General features: G+C 68.0%; 14 protein-coding genes. 11 read left to right on the forward strand and 3 right to left on the reverse strand.

Features of this window, described 5'->3' with window-relative positions; translation table 11 throughout:
* The 11 genes from KYC_RS08870 to KYC_RS08920 all read left to right on the forward strand — a co-directional run.
* A partial coding sequence (locus tag KYC_RS08870) for a BCCT family transporter (RefSeq protein ID WP_043517965.1) occupies nucleotides 1-1,290 on the forward strand: 1,290 nt, incomplete at its 5' end.
* A 154-nt stretch (nucleotides 1,291-1,444) separates the two neighbouring features.
* Nucleotides 1,445-2,578: an efflux RND transporter periplasmic adaptor subunit gene (locus KYC_RS08875; protein WP_008161151.1), complete on the forward strand. Its 1,134-nt coding sequence runs from the start codon at nucleotides 1,445-1,447 to the stop codon at nucleotides 2,576-2,578.
* 15 nt (nucleotides 2,579-2,593) lie between these two features.
* Complete coding sequence (locus KYC_RS08880; RefSeq protein ID WP_008161153.1) at nucleotides 2,594-5,698, forward strand: MexW/MexI family multidrug efflux RND transporter permease subunit; 3,105 nt, start codon at nucleotides 2,594-2,596, stop codon at nucleotides 5,696-5,698.
* 16 nt (nucleotides 5,699-5,714) lie between these two features.
* Nucleotides 5,715-7,220, forward strand: coding sequence for an efflux transporter outer membrane subunit (locus tag KYC_RS08885; RefSeq protein WP_008161156.1), 1,506 nt, complete (start codon nucleotides 5,715-5,717; stop codon nucleotides 7,218-7,220).
* Nucleotides 7,221-7,275: 55 nt separating this feature from the next.
* On the forward strand, nucleotides 7,276-7,935 hold the full coding sequence (locus KYC_RS08890) for a helix-turn-helix transcriptional regulator (RefSeq protein WP_008161158.1): 660 nt from the start codon (nucleotides 7,276-7,278) through the stop codon (nucleotides 7,933-7,935).
* Nucleotides 7,932-8,831 carry a LysR family transcriptional regulator gene (locus KYC_RS08895; protein ID WP_008161160.1) on the forward strand — a complete coding sequence of 300 codons (900 nt, stop codon included), beginning with the start codon at nucleotides 7,932-7,934 and terminating at the stop codon, nucleotides 8,829-8,831. The genes KYC_RS08890 and KYC_RS08895 overlap by 4 nt, the downstream gene beginning before the upstream one ends.
* Nucleotides 8,832-9,052: 221 nt before the next feature.
* Nucleotides 9,053-10,555 (forward strand): ABC transporter substrate-binding protein, encoded by a 1,503-nt coding sequence (locus tag KYC_RS08900; RefSeq protein WP_043517967.1) that lies wholly within the window; start codon nucleotides 9,053-9,055, stop codon nucleotides 10,553-10,555.
* Between the two features lie 300 nt (nucleotides 10,556-10,855).
* Nucleotides 10,856-12,655 (forward strand): gamma-glutamyltransferase family protein, encoded by a 1,800-nt coding sequence (locus KYC_RS08905; protein WP_043517969.1) that lies wholly within the window; start codon nucleotides 10,856-10,858, stop codon nucleotides 12,653-12,655.
* A gap of 88 nt (nucleotides 12,656-12,743) precedes the next feature.
* The gene (locus KYC_RS08910; protein WP_008161166.1) at nucleotides 12,744-13,718 is read left to right on the forward strand and encodes a diacylglycerol/lipid kinase family protein; all 975 of its coding nucleotides are present in this window, start codon (nucleotides 12,744-12,746) and stop codon (nucleotides 13,716-13,718) included.
* Nucleotides 13,715-14,506: a metallophosphoesterase family protein gene (locus tag KYC_RS08915; RefSeq protein ID WP_008161169.1), complete on the forward strand. Its 792-nt coding sequence runs from the start codon at nucleotides 13,715-13,717 to the stop codon at nucleotides 14,504-14,506. Before KYC_RS08910 ends, KYC_RS08915 begins: the two co-directional genes overlap by 4 nt.
* A gap of 51 nt (nucleotides 14,507-14,557) precedes the next feature.
* Entirely contained in the window at nucleotides 14,558-15,325 is a 768-nt protein-coding gene (locus tag KYC_RS08920; protein ID WP_008161171.1) for a phosphatase PAP2 family protein, read from the forward strand.
* Here the strand turns inward: KYC_RS08920 and KYC_RS08925 are convergent.
* From KYC_RS08925 to KYC_RS08935, 3 genes are read right to left on the reverse strand one after another with little or no spacing between them, the layout of a single operon-like run.
* Entirely contained in the window at nucleotides 15,296-15,730 is a 435-nt protein-coding gene (locus KYC_RS08925; protein WP_008161173.1) for an NAD(P)-binding domain-containing protein, read from the reverse strand. The genes KYC_RS08920 and KYC_RS08925 overlap by 30 nt on opposite strands.
* Nucleotides 15,727-16,170, reverse strand: a complete 444-nt coding sequence (locus KYC_RS08930) for a PaaI family thioesterase (RefSeq protein ID WP_008161174.1) — start codon at nucleotides 16,168-16,170, stop codon at nucleotides 15,727-15,729. The genes KYC_RS08925 and KYC_RS08930 overlap by 4 nt, the downstream gene beginning before the upstream one ends.
* A complete protein-coding gene (locus KYC_RS08935) occupies nucleotides 16,167-16,781 on the reverse strand; it encodes a TetR/AcrR family transcriptional regulator (protein WP_008161176.1) in 615 nt (204 codons plus the stop codon). The genes KYC_RS08930 and KYC_RS08935 overlap by 4 nt, the downstream gene beginning before the upstream one ends.
* Between the last annotated feature and the right edge of the window lie 418 nt (nucleotides 16,782-17,199).

A 17,199-nucleotide genomic window follows, 5' to 3' on the forward strand; every position in this document is an offset into this window, starting at 1 on the left:
GTGCAGTCGCAGATCATCCTGATCGTTATTACTTGCGGCCTGGCGACGGTGTCCGTCGCCAGCGGGCTGGACAAGGGCATTCGCATCCTGTCGGAGACCAACCTCGCGCTGGCCGTGGTGCTGCTGTTGTTTGTGCTGATCGTGGGGCCGACGGTGTTCCTGTTCCAGACCTTTGTGCAGAACACGGGGGCCTACCTGTCAGACATCGTCAACAAAACCTTCAATCTCTATGCGTACGAACCCACCGACTGGATCGGGGGCTGGACGCTGTTCTACTGGGGCTGGTGGATCGCCTGGTCGCCTTTCGTCGGCCTGTTCATCGCGCGGATTTCGCGTGGACGCACCATCCGCGAATTCGTGACGGGCGTTTTGCTGGTGCCGGCCGGATTCACCCTGTTCTGGATGACCGTGTTCGGCGACACGGCGATCCACATGATCCTGGTCGACAACGTGCAGGACCTTGCGCAAGTGGTGGAAGCGGATTCCTCGCTGGCCTTGTTCGCATTTCTTGAAAAACTTCCCTGGAGCGGCGTGCTGTCGATTGTGGCGATCGTGATGGTCGCCGTGTTCTTCGTCACATCTGCGGACTCGGGTGCGCTGGTTGTGGACCTGCTGGCCTCGGGCGGACAGGATCGCACGCCGGTCTGGCAGCGCATTTTCTGGTCGCTCTTGATGGGCGCGGTGGCCATCGCCCTGTTGCTGGCCGACGGCCTGACCGCCTTGCAGACGGCCACCATCGCCAGCGCACTGCCGTTCTCCATCATTTTGCTGCTCTCGCTGTGGGGCCTGTTCAAGGCGCTCAGGCTGGATGCGACCAAGCGCGGCATACGCTATCAGTCGCTGACCCTGTCGCGTCCGGCGCGGGGCGGCCAATCCTGGGAGCGCCGGCTGCGCAACATGGTCATGATGCCGCGGCGCGCCCATGTGCAGCGCTTCATCGCCGACGTGGTGCGGCCGGCGTTCGAGGACGTCGCGGACGAACTGCGCAAACAGGGATATGCCGTCGAGGTGCGCGAAAGCGAAGGGGACGGCGGCGTGATCCTCGAGGTCTCGCATGGCGAGCACCTGGATTTCTCCTATGCCGTGCAGCCGCAGGCCTTCGTGCGGCCCAGCCTGACTCCTGACGAGGCCGCCGACGAAGAAGAGCGCAAGTACTTCCGCGCCGAGGTCCATCTGCGCGAAGGCGGGCAGGACTACGACATCATGGGCTGGAGCCGCGACGCCGTCATTGGCGACATCCTCGACCAATACGAAAGGCACCGCCACTATCTGCACATGGTCCGGGGCTGATCCCGCCAGCCGCCTCGAAATCGCCACGCGCCGCGTGGCGATTTTTTTTGCCATAGCGCTTTCCTATCCCGGCCATTGCTTATGCCGCTTTGACGAAAGCGGCCGGATCATGGATTATCCAAGCTTATTATTGGTTAAATAAAGAGATCGGAACATGAAGGCGAAATCAGGAGCATGGGCGGCGGGCGCCCTGGCGTTGGCGGCGGCGCTCGCGGGCGGGGCCCTCTACTGGAAATCCGGGGGCGCGCAGCAAGGCGGGGGCTGGACGATGGCCCCGGCGAAGGTGGCCGTGGCGGCCGCGGTCCAGGCCGATTTCCCGGTGGTCCTGGCCGGCATCGGGTCGCTGGAAGCCACGCGCCAGGTGCTGGTGCCGGCCGAAGTGGATGGCCGGGTGGCGCAGATCCTGTTCACACCGGGCGAACGGGTGAAGGCCGGCCAGTTGCTGGTGGTGCTGAACGACGCGCCTGAACAGGGCGAACTGGCGCGGCTCCAGGCGCAGGCCCGCAACGCGCGGGCCTTGCTTGAGCGCACCCGTCGTCTCGTGCCGCTGCGGGCCGCCACGCGCGAGCAGCTGGATCAGGCGCAGGCCGACTACGAGCAGGCCGCGGGCGACATCCGGCGCGTGCAGGCGCTGATCGACCAGAAGCGGATCAAGGCGCCGTTCGACGGGGTGCTTGGCGTGCGCCGTGTGAACCTGGGCCAGTTCGCGCGGGCGGGCGACCCGCTGGTGTCGCTGACTGATGGCGCTTCCATGTACGCCAACATCACGTTGCCGGAGCAGGCGCTGGGCGTGCTGCGCACGGGCCAGCCGGTCGCGGTCAGCGTGGACGCGCATGCCGGACGCGAGTTCCAGGGCCGGGTTACGACGGTTGAGCCGCAGGTGGATCCGGGCACGCGCACGGTGCGGGTGCAGGCCGTGCTGGACAACGCCGACGGCGCCCTTGCCGCCGGGATGTTCGCGCACGGACGGGTCAGCCTGCCGGACCGGCCCGGCGTGATTACTGTGCCGGAGACCGCCGTCAGCTACAGCGCCTATGGCGATTCCGTCTATGTGGTGGCGCAGCCCGGGCCGGGCGGGCAGGGGGCGGGTCCGACCGTCCGGCAGGCCTACGTGAAAACGGCCGAGCGCCAGCGCGGCAGGGTGGTCGTGACCGAAGGCCTGCAGGCCGGCGATCGCGTGGTGACCTCCGGCCAGCTGCGCCTGCACAACGGCGCGCCGGTCGAGATCCTGCCCGAAGACACCGTGGCGCTGGGCGATCCGCGGCAAGCCGTGGCGCAGGTCCGGTAAGGCGCGGAGGCAGACATGAAGTTCACCGATCTTTTCGTGCGCCGGCCGGTGCTGGCCCTGGTGGTCAGCACCCTGATCCTGCTGCTGGGCATCAAGGCCCTGAGCGGTTTGCCTGTCAGGCAGTACCCGCTGACCGAGAGCACCACCATCACCATCACCACCCAGTATCCGGGCGCCTCGCCCGACCTGATGCAGGGCTTCGTGACCCAGCCCATCGCCCAATCCGTCGCCACGGTCGAGGGCATCGACTACCTGTCCTCGTCGTCCACACAGGGCCGCAGCGTGATCACGGTGCGGATGAAGCTGAACGCCGACTCCAACAAGGCCATGACCGAGGTGATGGCCAAGGTCAACGAGGTCAAATACCGCCTGCCGCAGGACGTCTACGATCCCGTCCTGGTCAAGTCCGCGGGCGAGGCGACCGCCGTGGCCTATATGGGTTTTTCCAGCACGGACATGTCGCTGGCCGCCCTGACCGACTATTTGTCGCGGGTGGTGCAGCCCCAACTGTCGTCCATCGACGGCGTCGCCAATGTCGAGCTTTACGGCGGCCAGAAGCTGGCGATGCGGGTCTGGCTGGATCCGGACCGCATGGCGGCGCGCGGGATCTCGGCCGGCGAACTGGCCGCAGCGCTGCGCGACAACAACGTCCAGGCCGCGCCCGGGCAGGCCAAGGGCCTGTACGTGGTGTCCAACATCCAGGTCAATACCGATCTGGTCAACGTGGCGGAATTCCGCGACATGGTCGTCAAGCGCGACCGCGACGCCATCGTCCGGCTGGGCGACGTGGCCACGGTGGAACTGGGGGCGGCATCCACGGATTCCAGCGGCCTGATGGATGGCGAACCCGCTGTGTACTTTGGCCTGAACGCGACGCCGGTCGGCAATCCGCTGGTCATCGTGAAGCGCCTGAACGAGCTGCTGCCCAACATCAAGCAGAATCTGCCGCCCGGCACGAGCGTGCAGGTGCCGTTCGAACTGGCCCGCTTCATCAGCGCCTCCATCGACGGCGTGACGCGCACGCTGCTGGAGGCCATCGCCATCGTGGTGGCGGTGATCTTCCTGTGCCTGGGGTCGCTGCGCGCGGTGCTGATCCCGGTGGTGACCATCCCCCTGTCCATGCTGGGGGGCGCGGCCATCATGGCGCTGTTCGGGTTCAGTGTGAACCTGCTGACGCTCCTGGCCATGGTGCTGGCCATCGGCCTGGTGGTGGACGACGCCATCGTCGTGGTCGAAAACGTGCACCGCCATATCGAAGAGGGCAAGTCGCCCGTGCGCGCCGCCCTGGTCGGCGCCCGTGAAGTGGCCGGCCCGGTGATCGCCATGACCATCACGCTGGCTGCCGTCTATGCGCCGATCGGCCTGATGGGCGGGCTGACTGGCTCGCTGTTCAAGGAATTCGCCTTCACGCTGGCGGGCGCCGTGGTCGTGTCAGGCGTGATTGCGCTGACACTGTCGCCGGTGATGAGCTCTTTCCTGTTGAACGGCCGGGTCTCCGAGGGCTGGATGGCGCGCCGCGCAGAACATTTCTTTGGCCGCCTGGGCGACGCCTACGGCCGCGTGCTGGACGTGTCGCTGCATCATCGCTGGGTCACCGGCGCGCTCGCGGTGGCGGTGCTGGCCAGCCTGCCATTCCTGTACAACGCCGCCCAGCAGGAGCTGGCGCCGGTCGAAGACCAGTCCACGGTCCTGACGGCCATCAAGTCGCCGCAGCAGGCCAACATCGACTACGTCGAAAAGTTCGGCAAGAAGTGGGACGACGTCATGAAGACGCTGCCGGAACAGAAGGGCCGCTGGCTGATCAACGGATCCGACGGCGTGTCCAACAGCATCGGCGGCGTCGATTTCGTGGACTGGCAGGACCGCAAGCGCTCGGCCGACGAGATCCAGGCGGATATGCAGTCGATGGCGAACCAGATCGAAGGCAGCAATGTCTTCGCGTTCCAGCTGCCGTCCCTGCCGGGGTCCACCGGCGGCCTGCCCGTGCAGATGGTCCTGATGAGCGCGTCCGACTACGCCGTCGTCTACGAGGCCATGGAAGATCTGAAGAAAGCCGCGCGCGCCAGCGGCCTCTTCATGGTGGTGGACAGCGACCTGGACTACAACAATCCCGTCGTCCAGCTGAAGGTGGACCGCGCCAAGGCCAACAGCCTGGGCGTGACCATGAAATCCATCGGCGACACGCTGGCGGTGCTGGTGGGCGAGAACTACGTCAACCGCTTTGGCATGGACGGGCGCTCTTACGACGTCATCCCGCAGAGCCTGCGCGAACAGCGGATATCGCCGCAGGCGCTGGCGCAATTCCACGTCAAGAGCGCCAGCGGGGCGCAGGTGCCGCTGTCCAACCTGGTGACGGTGTCGATGGGGGTGGAGCCCAACAAGCTCACCCAGTTCAACCAGCTGAATGCCGCCACCTTCCAGGCCATCCCCATGCCGGGCGTCACCATGGGCGACGCCGTGCAGTTCCTGACGCGGCAGGCCCAGTCGCTGCCGGCGGGCTTCAGCTATGACTGGCAATCCGACGCGCGCCAGTTCAGCCAGGAAGGCTCGGCGCTGATGATCACTTTCATCTTCGCCATCATCGTCATCTACCTGGTGCTGGCCGCGCAGTACGAAAGCCTGCGCGACCCGTTCATCATCCTGGTGAGCGTGCCCATGTCGATCTGCGGCGCCCTGATTCCCCTGGCGCTGGGCATGGCCACCGTCAACATCTACACCCAGATCGGCCTGGTGACGCTGATCGGGCTGATCAGCAAGCACGGCATCCTGATGGTGGAGTTCGCCAACGAGATGCAGGTCAGCCACGGCCTGGACCGGCGCGCCGCCATGGAGCAGGCCGCGCGCATCCGCCTGCGTCCCATCCTGATGACCACGGCGGCCATGGTCATGGGGCTGATTCCCCTGTTGTTCGCCACGGGCGCCGGCGCCCATAGCCGCTACAGCCTGGGGCTGGTCATCGTGGTGGGCCTGCTGGTGGGCACGCTCTTCACGCTGTTCGTGCTGCCTACCGTCTACACCGTATTCGCCCGCGACCACCGGGCGGCCAATGACACGCCGCGCGCCCGCGAACTGGCGCAGGCCGATGCCGAGGACGTGCGCACAGCAGGCGCGTCCGCCTAGCCTGGAAGAACCGATCATGGAAAAACCTTACTTCTATTTGCTCTTGCGCCGCGGCGCCATGGCGCTGCTGGCCGCGCTGGCCGCCGGCTGCGCCGTCGGGCCCGACTACCAGCAGCCCCGGCCGGCGCCCGTCGCCCTGGCCAGCCCGGAGCAGGCGCTGTTTTCCACCGACCAGCTCCAGCGCGACTGGTGGAAGCAGCTGCAGGATCCCCAACTGGACCGGCTGATCGACCTGGCGCTGGCGCGCAACCTGGACATCCGCATCGCCCAGGCCCGGCTTGCCGAGTCCCGCGCGGTGCTGGACGAGAAGGAACTGGACAAGCTGCCGGCCGTCACGCTGAACGGCGGCTACGAGCGCAGCCTGTCGCAGGCCAACCCCGGCCCCGCCGGCCAACGCAATCTGGCGGAAAGCTATCGCGCGGGCTTCGACGCGACCTGGGAAGTGGACCTGTTTGGCAGGCTGCGCCGGGCGGCCGAAGGCGCCGCCGCCCGCAGCGAATCCCAGGCCGCCGACCTGGCCCAGGCCCGCATCGTGGTGGCGGCCGAAGTGGCGCGCAACTACTTCGAACTGCGGGGGGCGGAGCAGCGTCTGGCCGTGGCGCGCGCCAACCTCGCCAGCCAGCGCGACAGCCTGCGCGTGACCCAGGCCATGGTGTCTGCGGGGAGGGGGGACGAAGGCGACCTGGCCAGCGCGCGGGCCGAGCTGGAAACGGTGCTGGCCAGCGTGCCGGTGCAGGAGACCGCGCGGCGCCTGGCCCTCTACCGCATCGCGGTGCTGGCGGGCCTGAGGCCGGTGGAACTTGGCGAACTGGACGCGGGCAAGCCGCTTGCTCCCCTGGCTGCCAGGCTTCCCATCGGCGATGCCGGCGCCTTGCTGTCGCGGCGTCCGGACGTGCTGGCCGCCGAACGCAACATGGCCGCCGCCAACGCGGACCTGGGCGTGGCCACTGCCGAGCTCTATCCCAGGATCGACCTGGGCGGCTTCCTGGGCTTCATCGCGCTGCGGGGCGCGGACTTCGGCACGGCGGCCAGCCGGGGCTTCAGCGTGGCCGCCGCCGCGGACTGGCCCGCCTTCCACCTGCCCACGGCGCTGGCGCGCAAGCGCGGGGCGGCCGCGCGCCTGCAGGGCGAGGCGGCGCGCTACGAACAGGTGGTGCTGCGCGCGGTGCAGGAGCTGGAGTCGGCGTTGACGGAATATGGACAGACCCAGCAGCGCCTGGGCAACCTGGTCCAGGCCGCCGGGCACAGCGGGCGGGCCGCCGCCCTGGCCACGCTGCGTTACCGGGAAGGAAGCGCGCCGTATTTGACCGTGCTGGACGCGCAGCGTACGCTTTTGCGCGCCCAGGACGCGGTGGCGGTTGCCGAGACCGAGTCCTACACCCGCCTGATCGCGCTGTACAAGGCGCTGGGCGGGGGCTGGGAGGCGCCGCCGGCCGCCGCGGGCGAATCCCAGGCTGAAATCCGGACCGAAACCCGGACCGAAACCCGGGCCGCGGCCGGCGGGCCGCCTGGCGCCGGCTGACCGGCGGGTCCGTCCGTGGCACCATAGGAACTTCTTACCGAGCACCGTCATCGTCATGTCCGACAATCTGTCCCAACCCGTTGCTGCGGCGCCGCACCAGCCCGCCGACCGCGTGCTGATGACGCTGAAGACGCGCGGGCCGCAATCCATCGCGGTCATCGCGCGGGCCATGGACGTGACGGCCGAGGCCGTGCGCCAGCAGATGACGCGGCTGCACACTGAGGGGCTGGTCGATTTCGAAAGCCACAGCGCCGGGCGCGGCCGGCCCACCCAGATCTGGCGCCTGACCGACGCGGGGCATGGCCGCTTTCCGGACACCCATGCCGAAATGACGGTGCAGATGCTGGGCGCCGTGCGCCAGGTGTTTGGCGACGAGGGCATCGACAGGCTGATCCAGGTGCGAGAAGGCGCGATGCTCAACAGCTACGAGCAGGCCATGGCGGGCGCCAGCAGCCTTGAGGGGCGGCTCGAGCGGCTGGTGGACGTGCGCTGCGCGGAAGGCTACATGGCCGAATTGCGCCAGGACGGCGCCGATTTCGTCTTCATCGAGAACCACTGTCCCATCTGTTCGGCCGCGAAAGCCTGCATGGGCTTTTGCCGCAGCGAACTCGAACTGTTCCGCAAGGTCCTGGGCCCGCAGACGCGGGTAGAGCGGGAAGAGCACATTCTGGCGGGGGCGCGCCGCTGCGCCTACCGAGTCAGCGAGCGCCCATGACGCTCAAGCAGCTAGAAGCCTTCTACTGGGCCGCCACCTGCGCAAGTTTCGCCGTGGCCGCCGACCGCCTGCACCTGTCCGTTTCGTCGCTGTCCAAGCGCATCTCCGAACTCGAAGAAGCGCTGGGCCAGCCGTTGTTCGACCGCAGCGGCCACAAGGCCGCGCTGACCGACGCGGGCCAGCGCCTGGTGCCGCAGGCCCGCGCGCTGCTCGCCGCCGCCGACCAGGTCCGCGCGTCCATGGCCGAAGCGCCCGGGCTGCGCGGCCGCTGCCGCTTCGGCGTGGGCGAGCTCACCGCGCTGACCTGGCTGCCGCGCCTGATCGGCGTGGTGCGGGCCGCCTATCCCGAACTGGTGCTGGAGCCCTACGTGGATATCGGCCAGGTGCTGGAGCAGCGCGTGGCGGACGGCGAACTGGACTTCGCCGTGATCGCGGGGCGTTCGTCGCGCCCCGGCATCGCCTCCTCGCCCATCGGCGAGGCGCGCTTTTCCTGGGTTGCGGCGCCGTCCGTGCTGTCCGCGGGTGAAACCCGCATGACAATGGCGCTGCTGGCCCGCCTGCCACTGGTCACCCTGCCCGCCGGCGCGGGCACCACGCGCCTTATCGACGACTGGCTGGGCGGACGCGAAGCCGCGGGCGAACGCCTCTGCTGCAACAACTGGGGCGCCATCGCGGGGCTGCTGATCGAAGGCACCGGGGTGGGGCTGCTGCCCAGCCATTGGGCGGACGCGCTTCAGGCCGAAGGCAGCCTGCGCGTGCTGCCGGGCGAACCGGAGCTGGGCGTCTTGCCCTACACCTTCCAGTACCGGCGCGACGACGCGCGGCCGCTGGTCGCCCGGCTGCGCGACGCCGTTGCCGACGCCGCCGATTTTTCGGCGCCTTGCCGGCTGCCCTGACAAGCGCGTCCGCAAGACGGCCATCCCGGGCGTATAGTTGGCGGCGCGACAGCCGCCGGTCTATACAATCGCCGCGCGCCTGGCGCAGAATCCAACAAGAACGTGCGCAGCGGGGGGATGGGCCCGGCGATGCGGCACGGGTCGGGGTCTGTTTCACCTTGCCGGGCGACGCGCCACAGGCGCGGGTAGAAGCAGGCCCACCTGAATCACGGAGATCATTCATGCGTAAACTTTGCCTCGCCATGGCCATGGCGGGAATGCTGGCTTCCGGACTGGCGCAAGCCCAGTCCACCCTGCGTATCGGGCTGCAGGACGACCCGGACGTGCTGGATCCGGCGCGCGCCCGCACCTTTGTCGGCCGTATCGTGTTTGCGTCGCTGTGCGACAAGCTGGTCGACATCACGCCCGACCTGAAGATCGTGCCCCAGCTCGCGCAGTCCTGGACCATCGGCCCGGACAACAAGACCCTGACCTTCAAGCTGCGCACGGATGCCGTGTTCCATGACGGCACCCCCGTCGACGCCGCGGCCGTCAAGGCCAACCTGGACCGCGCCCGCACCCTGCCGGACAGCAACCGCAAGAGCGAGCTGGCCACCGTCGCCAGCGTCGACGCGCCGGACGCCCAGACCGTCGTGCTGAACCTGTCGGAGCCGGACGCCTCGCTGCTGTCGCAGCTGTCCGACCGCGCCGGCATGATGATTTCGCCCGCCAGCTTCGACAAGGATCCCGGCGGCAAGCCCGTGTGCTCGGGCCCGTACCAATTCAAGGAGCGCGTGCAGAACGACCGCATCGTGCTCGAGAAATTCCCCAAGTACTGGGACGCGGCCAACTACCACTTCGACCGCTTGGTCTATACGCCGATTCCGGACAACACCGTGCGCCTGAACAACCTGCGCGCCGGCGACCTGGACATCATCGAGCGCGTGGCGCCCAGCGACGCCAAGGCCGTCAAGGACGATCCCGCCCTGCGCCTGGCCCCGGTGACCGGCCTGGGCTTCCAGTCCATCTCCGTGAATCTGGCCAACGGCGCGCGCGCCGACAATCCGCTGGCCAAGGACAAGCGCGTGCGCCAGGCGCTGGACCTGGCGATCGACCGCGACGTGCTGAACCAGGTGATCGGCGAAGGCATGTTCCAGCCCGCCCACCAGCCGTTCCCGCCGGCCAGCTTTGCGTACAACAAGTCGTTCGACCGCCCGGGCCGCGACCCCAAGAAGGCGCAGGCGCTGCTGAAGGAAGCCGGCTATGACCGCGTGAAGTTCGAAATCACGTTCGGCAACAACACCACCATGCAGCAGGTCTTCGAACTGGTGCAGGCCATGGGCGCCGAAGCCGGTTTCGACATTACCCTGCGTCCGGTCGAATTCGCCTCCCTGCAATCGTCGCTTGCCCGCGGCGACTTCCAGGTCGGGCAGACCGGCTGGTCCGGCCGCGTCGATCCCAGCGGCAACATCCACCAGTACCTCAGCTGCAAGGGCAACCTGAACGACGGCAAGTTCTGCGACGCCGCCGTGGACAAGCTGCTCAACGACGCCCGCGCCGAAGCCGACACCGCCAAGCGCCGCGCCATGTACGACCAGGTGCTGACCGCCATGCAGGACCAGCGTCCCATCGTGTACCTCTTCTACCTGCCGTGGACGTTCGGCGTGCAGAAGAAGGTGGATGGCTTCGTGCCTTACCCGGATGGCCTGATCCGCCTGAAGGGTGTCACTGTCGCGAAGAAGTAGGGCCCACCCCCTACCCGCTGGTAGTAGGGCCCACCCCCTACCCGCTGGCGCGGGCCCCCTCAAGGGGGCGACGCCAGCGGACCGGCGGAGCCGGATCCGCGGCGTCCCCGATGGCGGCGTTTGCTGGTGTCGGGTGTTTCTGATTCCTCAGGTCTCTGACACTCGGACACGCCGCCCTTCCAAGGTGTCTGACACCCAAACGCGCCGTGCTCCGCCTGCCTCGATGCTTCAAGGGTGTCAGACACCCGCAAGAATATAGTTGTCCCCCGGTGTCATACCTCCCAAGAACCAGGACCCACCATGTTTACGACTCGCCCGGAAATCCTCGGCACCTTTGGTGTCGTGACGTCCACCCATTGGCTGGCCAGCGCGGCCGGCATGTCGCTGCTGGAGCGCGGCGGCAATGCGTTCGATGCCTGCGTGGCCTCGGCCTTCGTGCTGCAAGTGGTGGAGCCCCACCTGGTCGGCCCGGCCGGCGAGGTGCCCGCCGTGTTCTACTCTGCGCGCACCGGCAAGGTTGAAGTGCTGTGCGGGCAGGGCACGACGCCTGCCGCCGCCACGCTGGAACGCTATCGCGCCGAAGGCCTCAAGCTCATCCCCGGCAATGGCCTGCTCGCCACCGTGATCCCGGGCGCCTTCGACGCCTGGATGCTGCTGCTGCGCGACCATGGCACGATGCGCGTGCGCGACGTGCTCGAGCCCGCCATCTATTACGCCGAGCACGGCCACGCGCTGATGCCCCGTATCTCCAACACCATCGCCGGCCTGAAGGACTTCTTCGAAACGCACTGGCCCACGACCGCCCAGGTCTACGTGCCGGGCGGCCAGGTGCCGCAGGCGCGCAAGCTGTTCCGTAATCCGGCGCTGGCCCGCACCTGGACGCGGGTGCTCCAACAGGCCGAAAGCGCGGGCGCCGACCGCGAACGCCAGATCGAAGCCGCCCGCGACGCGTTCTATCGCGGCTTCATTGCCGAAGAGATCGACCGCTTCGCCCGCAACACCGACGTCATGGACGAAAGCGGAACAACCCACCGCGGCGTCATCACGGCGGACGACTTGGCCGGCTGGTCCGCCAGCTACGACACGCCGCTGACCTACGATTACCACGGCTACACCGTGGCCAAGGCCGGCGCCTGGAGCCAGGGCCCGGTGTTCCTGCAGACGCTCGCCATCCTGAAGGACATGGACCTGGCCGGCGTGGGCCCGTCCAGCGCCGAGTTCGTCCACCGCGTCACCGAGGCCATGAAACTGGCCTTCGCCGACCGCGAGGCCTACTACGGCGATCCCGCCTTCATCGACGTGCCGCTCGCCCATCTGCTGTCGGACGGCTATAACGCCGAGCGCCGCAAGCTGATCGGCGAGCTCGCGTCCCGGGAGCTGCTGCCCGGCCAGGTGCCTGGCTTCGAGGCCCAAGTGGCGCGCGTCATGGACACGCTCGAACGCCTGTCCCCAGTGACCGCGCCCGGCAGCGCCACCAACGAACCCACGCTTGCCGACATGCGCGCCTCCGCCAAGCGCGGGGACACCACCCATGTGGACGTCATCGACCGCTGGGGCAACATGATCTCGGCCACGCCGTCGGGCGGCTGGTTCCAGTCCTCGCCGGTCATTCCGGAACTGGGCTTCGGGCTGAACACCCGCGCCCAGATGTTCTGGCTGGAAGAGGGCCTGCCGGGCACGCTGGCGCCGGGCAAGCGCCCGCGCACCACGCTGACGCCTTCGCTGGCGCTGCGCGATGGCAAGCCCTACCTGGCCTTCGGCACGCCGGGCGGCGACCAGCAGGAGCAATGGCAGTTGCTGTTCTTCCTGCGCCATGTGCACCATGGCCTGAACCTGCAGGAAGCCATCGACCTGCCCATGTCGCACACCATGCATTTCCCCACGTCCTTCTATCCCCGGGACCGCAAGCCGGGCCACCTGGCGCTCGAGGCCAGCTTTGGCCGCGACGTCATCGACGCCTTGCGCCAGCGCGGGCACGAGATCGAAGAAGTGCCCGAATGGTCGGTGGGCCGCCTGACCGCCGCCTCGCGCGATCCGGACGGGCTGCTGCATGCGGCGGCCACGCCGCGCCTGATGCAGGCCTACGCCATCGGGCGCTGAGCCCCGCGGCGCACGGTCCCGGTCATGCGGGAGCCGTGCGCCGCGCGGCTTCTTGCGGCGTTTTGCCCGCATGGGGTATGTTTGTCGCATGACGCCATCCGAGCAGAGCCCGGCAACAGCGGCTCGATCCCTCACGGGAAAAGAACCCCTCTTCATTGTCCTCAACACAGGGTCGGGGCGCGGCGACGCCCAGGTCCTGCAGGACACCATCCGCCGCATCCTCGACGAGGCCGGCCGGCGTTACGAACTTCTGCCGGTGGACGATCCGTCCCGCCTGACCGACGTCGCCCGCCAGGCCGTCAGGCGCGCGCAGCAGGAGCAGGGCGCAGTCATCGCCGCCGGCGGAGACGGCACGCTCAATGCCGTGGCGGGCACGGTGCTGGGCCAGGGCGTGCCCTTCGGCATCCTCCCGCAAGGCACCTTCAATTACTTCGGCCGCACCTACGGCATTTCCCAGGACACGGAAGTTTCGCTGCGCGGTTTCCTGCAAGGCAGCCTGCGGCCCGTGCAGGTCGGCATGCTTAATGGCCGGCTGTTCCTGGTCAACGCCAGCCTCGGGCTCTATCCGCAACTGCTCGAAGATCGCGAGGCCTACAAGCAGCGGTTCGGCCGCAAGCGCTGGGTGGCCCTGTGGTCGGGGCTGGTCACGTTGCTGCGCGAGCCGCGTCACCTCGGCTTGCAGCTCGAATTCGAAGGGCAGGCGCGCAGCCTGCGTTCGCCGACACTGGTGGTGGGCAACAACAAGCTCCAGCTCGAGCACATCGGCATCGACTCCCAGGAACTCGACCGCAACCGCCTCGTCGCCATGGCGGCGCGGCCCGTCGGCACCCTGGCGCTGTATGGCCTGCTGGTGCGCGGACTGCTCAGCCGCCTGGGCGACGCCGAACACGTCGTCAGTTTCGCCTTCGACCGGCTGACGGTGCGCGTGCGCGGCCGCCGTCGCGTCAAGGTGGCGATGGATGGCGAGATCTCCTGGATGGACACGCCGCTTGAATTCAAGGTGGCGCAAGAGCGCCTGCCGCTTGTGGTGCCCTCGGACTCCCAATATCTGGACCGCTCATGACGCGGATCCTCCATATATCCGATACCCATTTCGGCACCGAACGCAAGGCGGTGGTCGAGGCCGTGCTGGACCTGGCCCGCTCCTTGGCGCCGGACCTGGTCGTCCTCAGCGGCGACATCACGCAGCGGGCCCGGCGCGGCCAGTTCGCCGCCGCCCGCCGCTTCATCGAACGCCTGTCGCTGCCGGTGCTGGCGGTGCCCGGCAATCACGACATTCCCCTGTTCAACGTGTTCGCGCGGGCGCTGAACCCTTACGGCAACTACAAGCGGGCGCTGGGTCCCATCCTGGAGCCTGTCTTCGAAAACGACGGCGTGCTGGCGATCGGCGTGAACACCACGCGTCCCAGGCGGCGCAAGGACGGCGAGATCTCCGACTCGCAGATCGCCCGCGTCGCCCAGCGCCTGCGCCAGGCGCGGCCAGGCCAGTTGCGGATCGTGGTGGCGCACCATCCGGTGCGCGCCAAGGTGGAGTCGGACCTCTCCAATCTGTTGATCGGCAGGGAGCGCGCGCTTGCGGCCTGGGCAGAAGCGGGAGTCGACCTTGTCCTGGGCGGTCACATACACTTGCCCTACGTGCTGCCCCTGGCATCCGCGTCGGGACCCGCCGGCTGGATCGTCCAGGCCGGAACGGCCTGCTCGCACCGCGTGCGGGGCAGCGTGCCCAATTCGCTCGGCGTGATCACCCGGCAGGAGCAGGATGGCGCCGTGGTGTGCCATGTCGAGCGTTGGGACTACGCCGCCGGGACGCACGCGTTTGCCCCCGTCGACCGGACCCTGATCACCCGATAGATAGCGTTTGGCGCGGCGCCGCCGCGCGTTTTTCTTCTTGATGGCGCATTCATGACCGACATCTATGCGGCATGGGCCGCTGCCCATGCCATGCAACTGTTCATTGTCCTGCCGCTCCTGTCGGGCGCGGCGGCGCTGCTGTTCATGCACTGCTATCGCCGGCTGTCCGGGGGCGGCCGAGCCGTGCTGTTCGGCTCGACCATCGGCGTTTCCCTGGCAATCTTCCTGCTGCTGGCCCTGGCGGTCGAGCGCCGCGGCCACGTGGTGGCGTTTGACGAGGCGCTGGCCAACGCGCTGAGCATGTCGATGTCGACCTCGATGCTGTGGCTGCTTTCCTGGTTCACCTACCTGGGCGACCGCACGCTCCTCACGGTGATCGGCGTGCTGATGACCGCCGGCCTGCTCTGGCGCCGCCTGTGGGGGCTGGCGCTGTTCTGCGCCGTCGCGACCGGCCTGGGCGGCGCGCTCAATTGGCTGCTCAAGCACACCTTCGAACGTGTTCGGCCCGTACATGACCACGGCTATTCCGCAGCGACCGGCTGGAGCTTTCCCAGCGGCCACTCGTCGGCCTCCATGGCCGTCTACGGCACGGCCTGCTACCTGCTGTGGCGCCTGGCGCCGCCGGCCTGGCGCATGCCTTGCGTGGCGCTCATGGCCGCGCTCATCATGGCGATCGGCCTGAGCCGAATCCTGCTGCAGGTGCATTTTGCCAGCGACGTGGCGGCCGGACTGGCGGTCAGCCTGGGCTGGCTGGCGATCTGCATCGCGGCGGTCGAGCGCCTGCGCCTGTCAGACGGCGGCGTTCAGCGCGCCCAGTAGGCGGGCCTCGGGAGCGTCGGCGCCGGCCCGGGGCAAGGGCGCGCAGGTGTAGCGCCCGCCGGCGCTGACGATGGCCCGTCCCAGGCGCTGCGCCTGTTCGGCGGGCGGCGGAGCCAGGTCGACCACCAGCTTTCCGGCGATCGGGGCCGTGACCTGGCCGTCGCTGAATCGCTCCAGCGTGCGGTCGATCTCGCGTTCGCGGGGCAGGGCCAGCACGATCATGTCCGATTCCGCCAGCGCTTCGCGCGCCGACGTGGCCAGCGTGGCGCTGCCCCGGAAGTCCTCGCAGCGCGCCGCCTCGATGTCGTAGAGAGTCAGCGCGATGTCCGGCTCGGCCGCCAGCAGGCGCCGGGCGGCCCGCGTGCCGACGCTGCCCATGCCGACGATGCTGACGCGCAGGCTCATGGCTTGGGCACGGACCACGTGCTCACGATATGGGCCAGCGGCTCGTCCGAGCCTTCGCCGGTCAAGGTGACCTCGCCGGCGGACAGGCGGCCCACTTTCAGCAGGCGGGCGTGGGCGTGGATGGCGCCGGCAGGGCTCTTGCGCAGGAAATTGATGGTCAGGCTGGCGGTGACCGCGTGCGCCTGGCCGGTGGCGCCCACCACCGCCGCATACATGGCCAGGTCCGCAAGCCCCATCAGCATCGGGCCGGCGACGATGCCGCCAAGGCGCTGGTGCATGTCGCGAGCGGGCAGCACCGCGTGCGCCGTGCCCCGGCCGATATGCAGCACATCTATGCCCAGCAGCAGCGAGAACGGATGCTGGTCGGCCAGCAGGATGTGAAAGTCGGCCAGGCTGATCAGGGGTTCGCCGGAGGCGGCGGCAAGCGTGGTCGTGGTCATCGTTGCTCCAGGGCGTGGCAATAGTTGTCCAGCAGCGCTTCGGCCTGCTGGCCCAGCGACTTGAGGCGGCGGGTATGTTGCAGCAGCAGCAGGCCCATCAGATACGTAAAGACATTCATCTGCTCAGCCTCGACCACGGCGGCGTCCCAGGCCTTTGTCCGCGCCAGCGCGTGGCCGATGAGGTCGATGCATTGCCGCAGGCGGGTGTTGAGTTTTTCATCCATGTCGCGCCCCAGGCCGCGCGGCCCCAGTCCCTGGAACAGATACATGCCCAGCGAGAAGTCCGTGCGCCGTTCGGCGTAGTACCCGAAGAAGGCGCGGATGGCGTCGCGCGCGGCCGATTCCGCGGCGCCGGAATTGGCCGCCTGCTCCAGGTGCGCGTGCAGCCGCTGCAGCGATTCGTCCAGCAGCGCGCCATAAAGCGTTTCCTTGCCCGCGAACCAGGGATAGATAGCGCCCGTCGTGCAGCCGGCTTCCTTGGCGATCGCCCGGACGGTGGTCTTTTCCAGGCCATCGCGCTCGAAGACGCGCTGGGCAGCGTCAAGAATGATCTGCCGGCGCAGGGCACTGAGGCGTTCGTTACGGTCGGCGCGGGGGGAGGGGGGAGCCATGGTGGATTCCAGGCGACGCGATGCGTTAGATCATATCGACGATTTTTATTAATAACAATGTTATTTGGCGCGATTGTGTATACGATGATCTTCAAGCTTCAAGCAGTTGCGGGCGGCTCCGTTTGCCGTCGGATCGGGGTGGGGTCATCCCCCCAAACTGGGTTGAAGCGTTGTATTCCAAATTGCCTAAATAATTAGGGGCAGGGCTGAAAGTCGCGTGGTTGCGTGCTCGGGCTTGTTGCTAAGGGAAAGCCCTAGCCTTGATGGCGATGCAGTGGCGGGATGTTGCAAGTTCCCAACAAGGCTGTCGCAAACCTGCACTTTTCTGATGCCGACCGTAGCCAGTCCCCCCGATTTTTGATGCAATAGCGTCAACTTCCCTTCGCGGAGTTAGGGGGGCGGCAGGCTGGTTTGCTGG

Source organism: Achromobacter arsenitoxydans SY8 (assembly GCF_000236785.1).
In the GTDB taxonomy this organism is placed as follows: domain Bacteria; phylum Pseudomonadota; class Gammaproteobacteria; order Burkholderiales; family Burkholderiaceae_B; genus Achromobacter; species Achromobacter arsenitoxydans.

What these genes read in the sequence shown, in the direction of transcription:
- KYC_RS08875 (WP_008161151.1), top strand. Translation starts at nt 1,445, where the DNA reads ATGAAGGCGAAATCAGGAGCATGGGCGGCGGGCGCCCTGGCGTTGGCG.
- KYC_RS08880 (WP_008161153.1), top strand. Translation starts at nt 2,594, where the DNA reads ATGAAGTTCACCGATCTTTTCGTGCGCCGGCCGGTGCTGGCCCTGGTG.
- KYC_RS08885 (WP_008161156.1), top strand. Translation starts at nt 5,715, where the DNA reads ATGGAAAAACCTTACTTCTATTTGCTCTTGCGCCGCGGCGCCATGGCG.
- KYC_RS08890 (WP_008161158.1), top strand. Translation starts at nt 7,276, where the DNA reads ATGTCCGACAATCTGTCCCAACCCGTTGCTGCGGCGCCGCACCAGCCC.
- KYC_RS08895 (WP_008161160.1), top strand. Translation starts at nt 7,932, where the DNA reads ATGACGCTCAAGCAGCTAGAAGCCTTCTACTGGGCCGCCACCTGCGCA.
- KYC_RS08900 (WP_043517967.1), top strand. Translation starts at nt 9,053, where the DNA reads ATGCGTAAACTTTGCCTCGCCATGGCCATGGCGGGAATGCTGGCTTCC.
- KYC_RS08905 (WP_043517969.1), top strand. Translation starts at nt 10,856, where the DNA reads ATGTTTACGACTCGCCCGGAAATCCTCGGCACCTTTGGTGTCGTGACG.
- KYC_RS08910 (WP_008161166.1), top strand. Translation starts at nt 12,744, where the DNA reads ATGACGCCATCCGAGCAGAGCCCGGCAACAGCGGCTCGATCCCTCACG.
- KYC_RS08915 (WP_008161169.1), top strand. Translation starts at nt 13,715, where the DNA reads ATGACGCGGATCCTCCATATATCCGATACCCATTTCGGCACCGAACGC.
- KYC_RS08920 (WP_008161171.1), top strand. Translation starts at nt 14,558, where the DNA reads ATGACCGACATCTATGCGGCATGGGCCGCTGCCCATGCCATGCAACTG.
- KYC_RS08925 (WP_008161173.1), bottom strand. Translation starts at nt 15,730, where the DNA reads ATGAGCCTGCGCGTCAGCATCGTCGGCATGGGCAGCGTCGGCACGCGG.
- KYC_RS08930 (WP_008161174.1), bottom strand. Translation starts at nt 16,170, where the DNA reads ATGACCACGACCACGCTTGCCGCCGCCTCCGGCGAACCCCTGATCAGC.
- KYC_RS08935 (WP_008161176.1), bottom strand. Translation starts at nt 16,781, where the DNA reads ATGGCTCCCCCCTCCCCCCGCGCCGACCGTAACGAACGCCTCAGTGCC.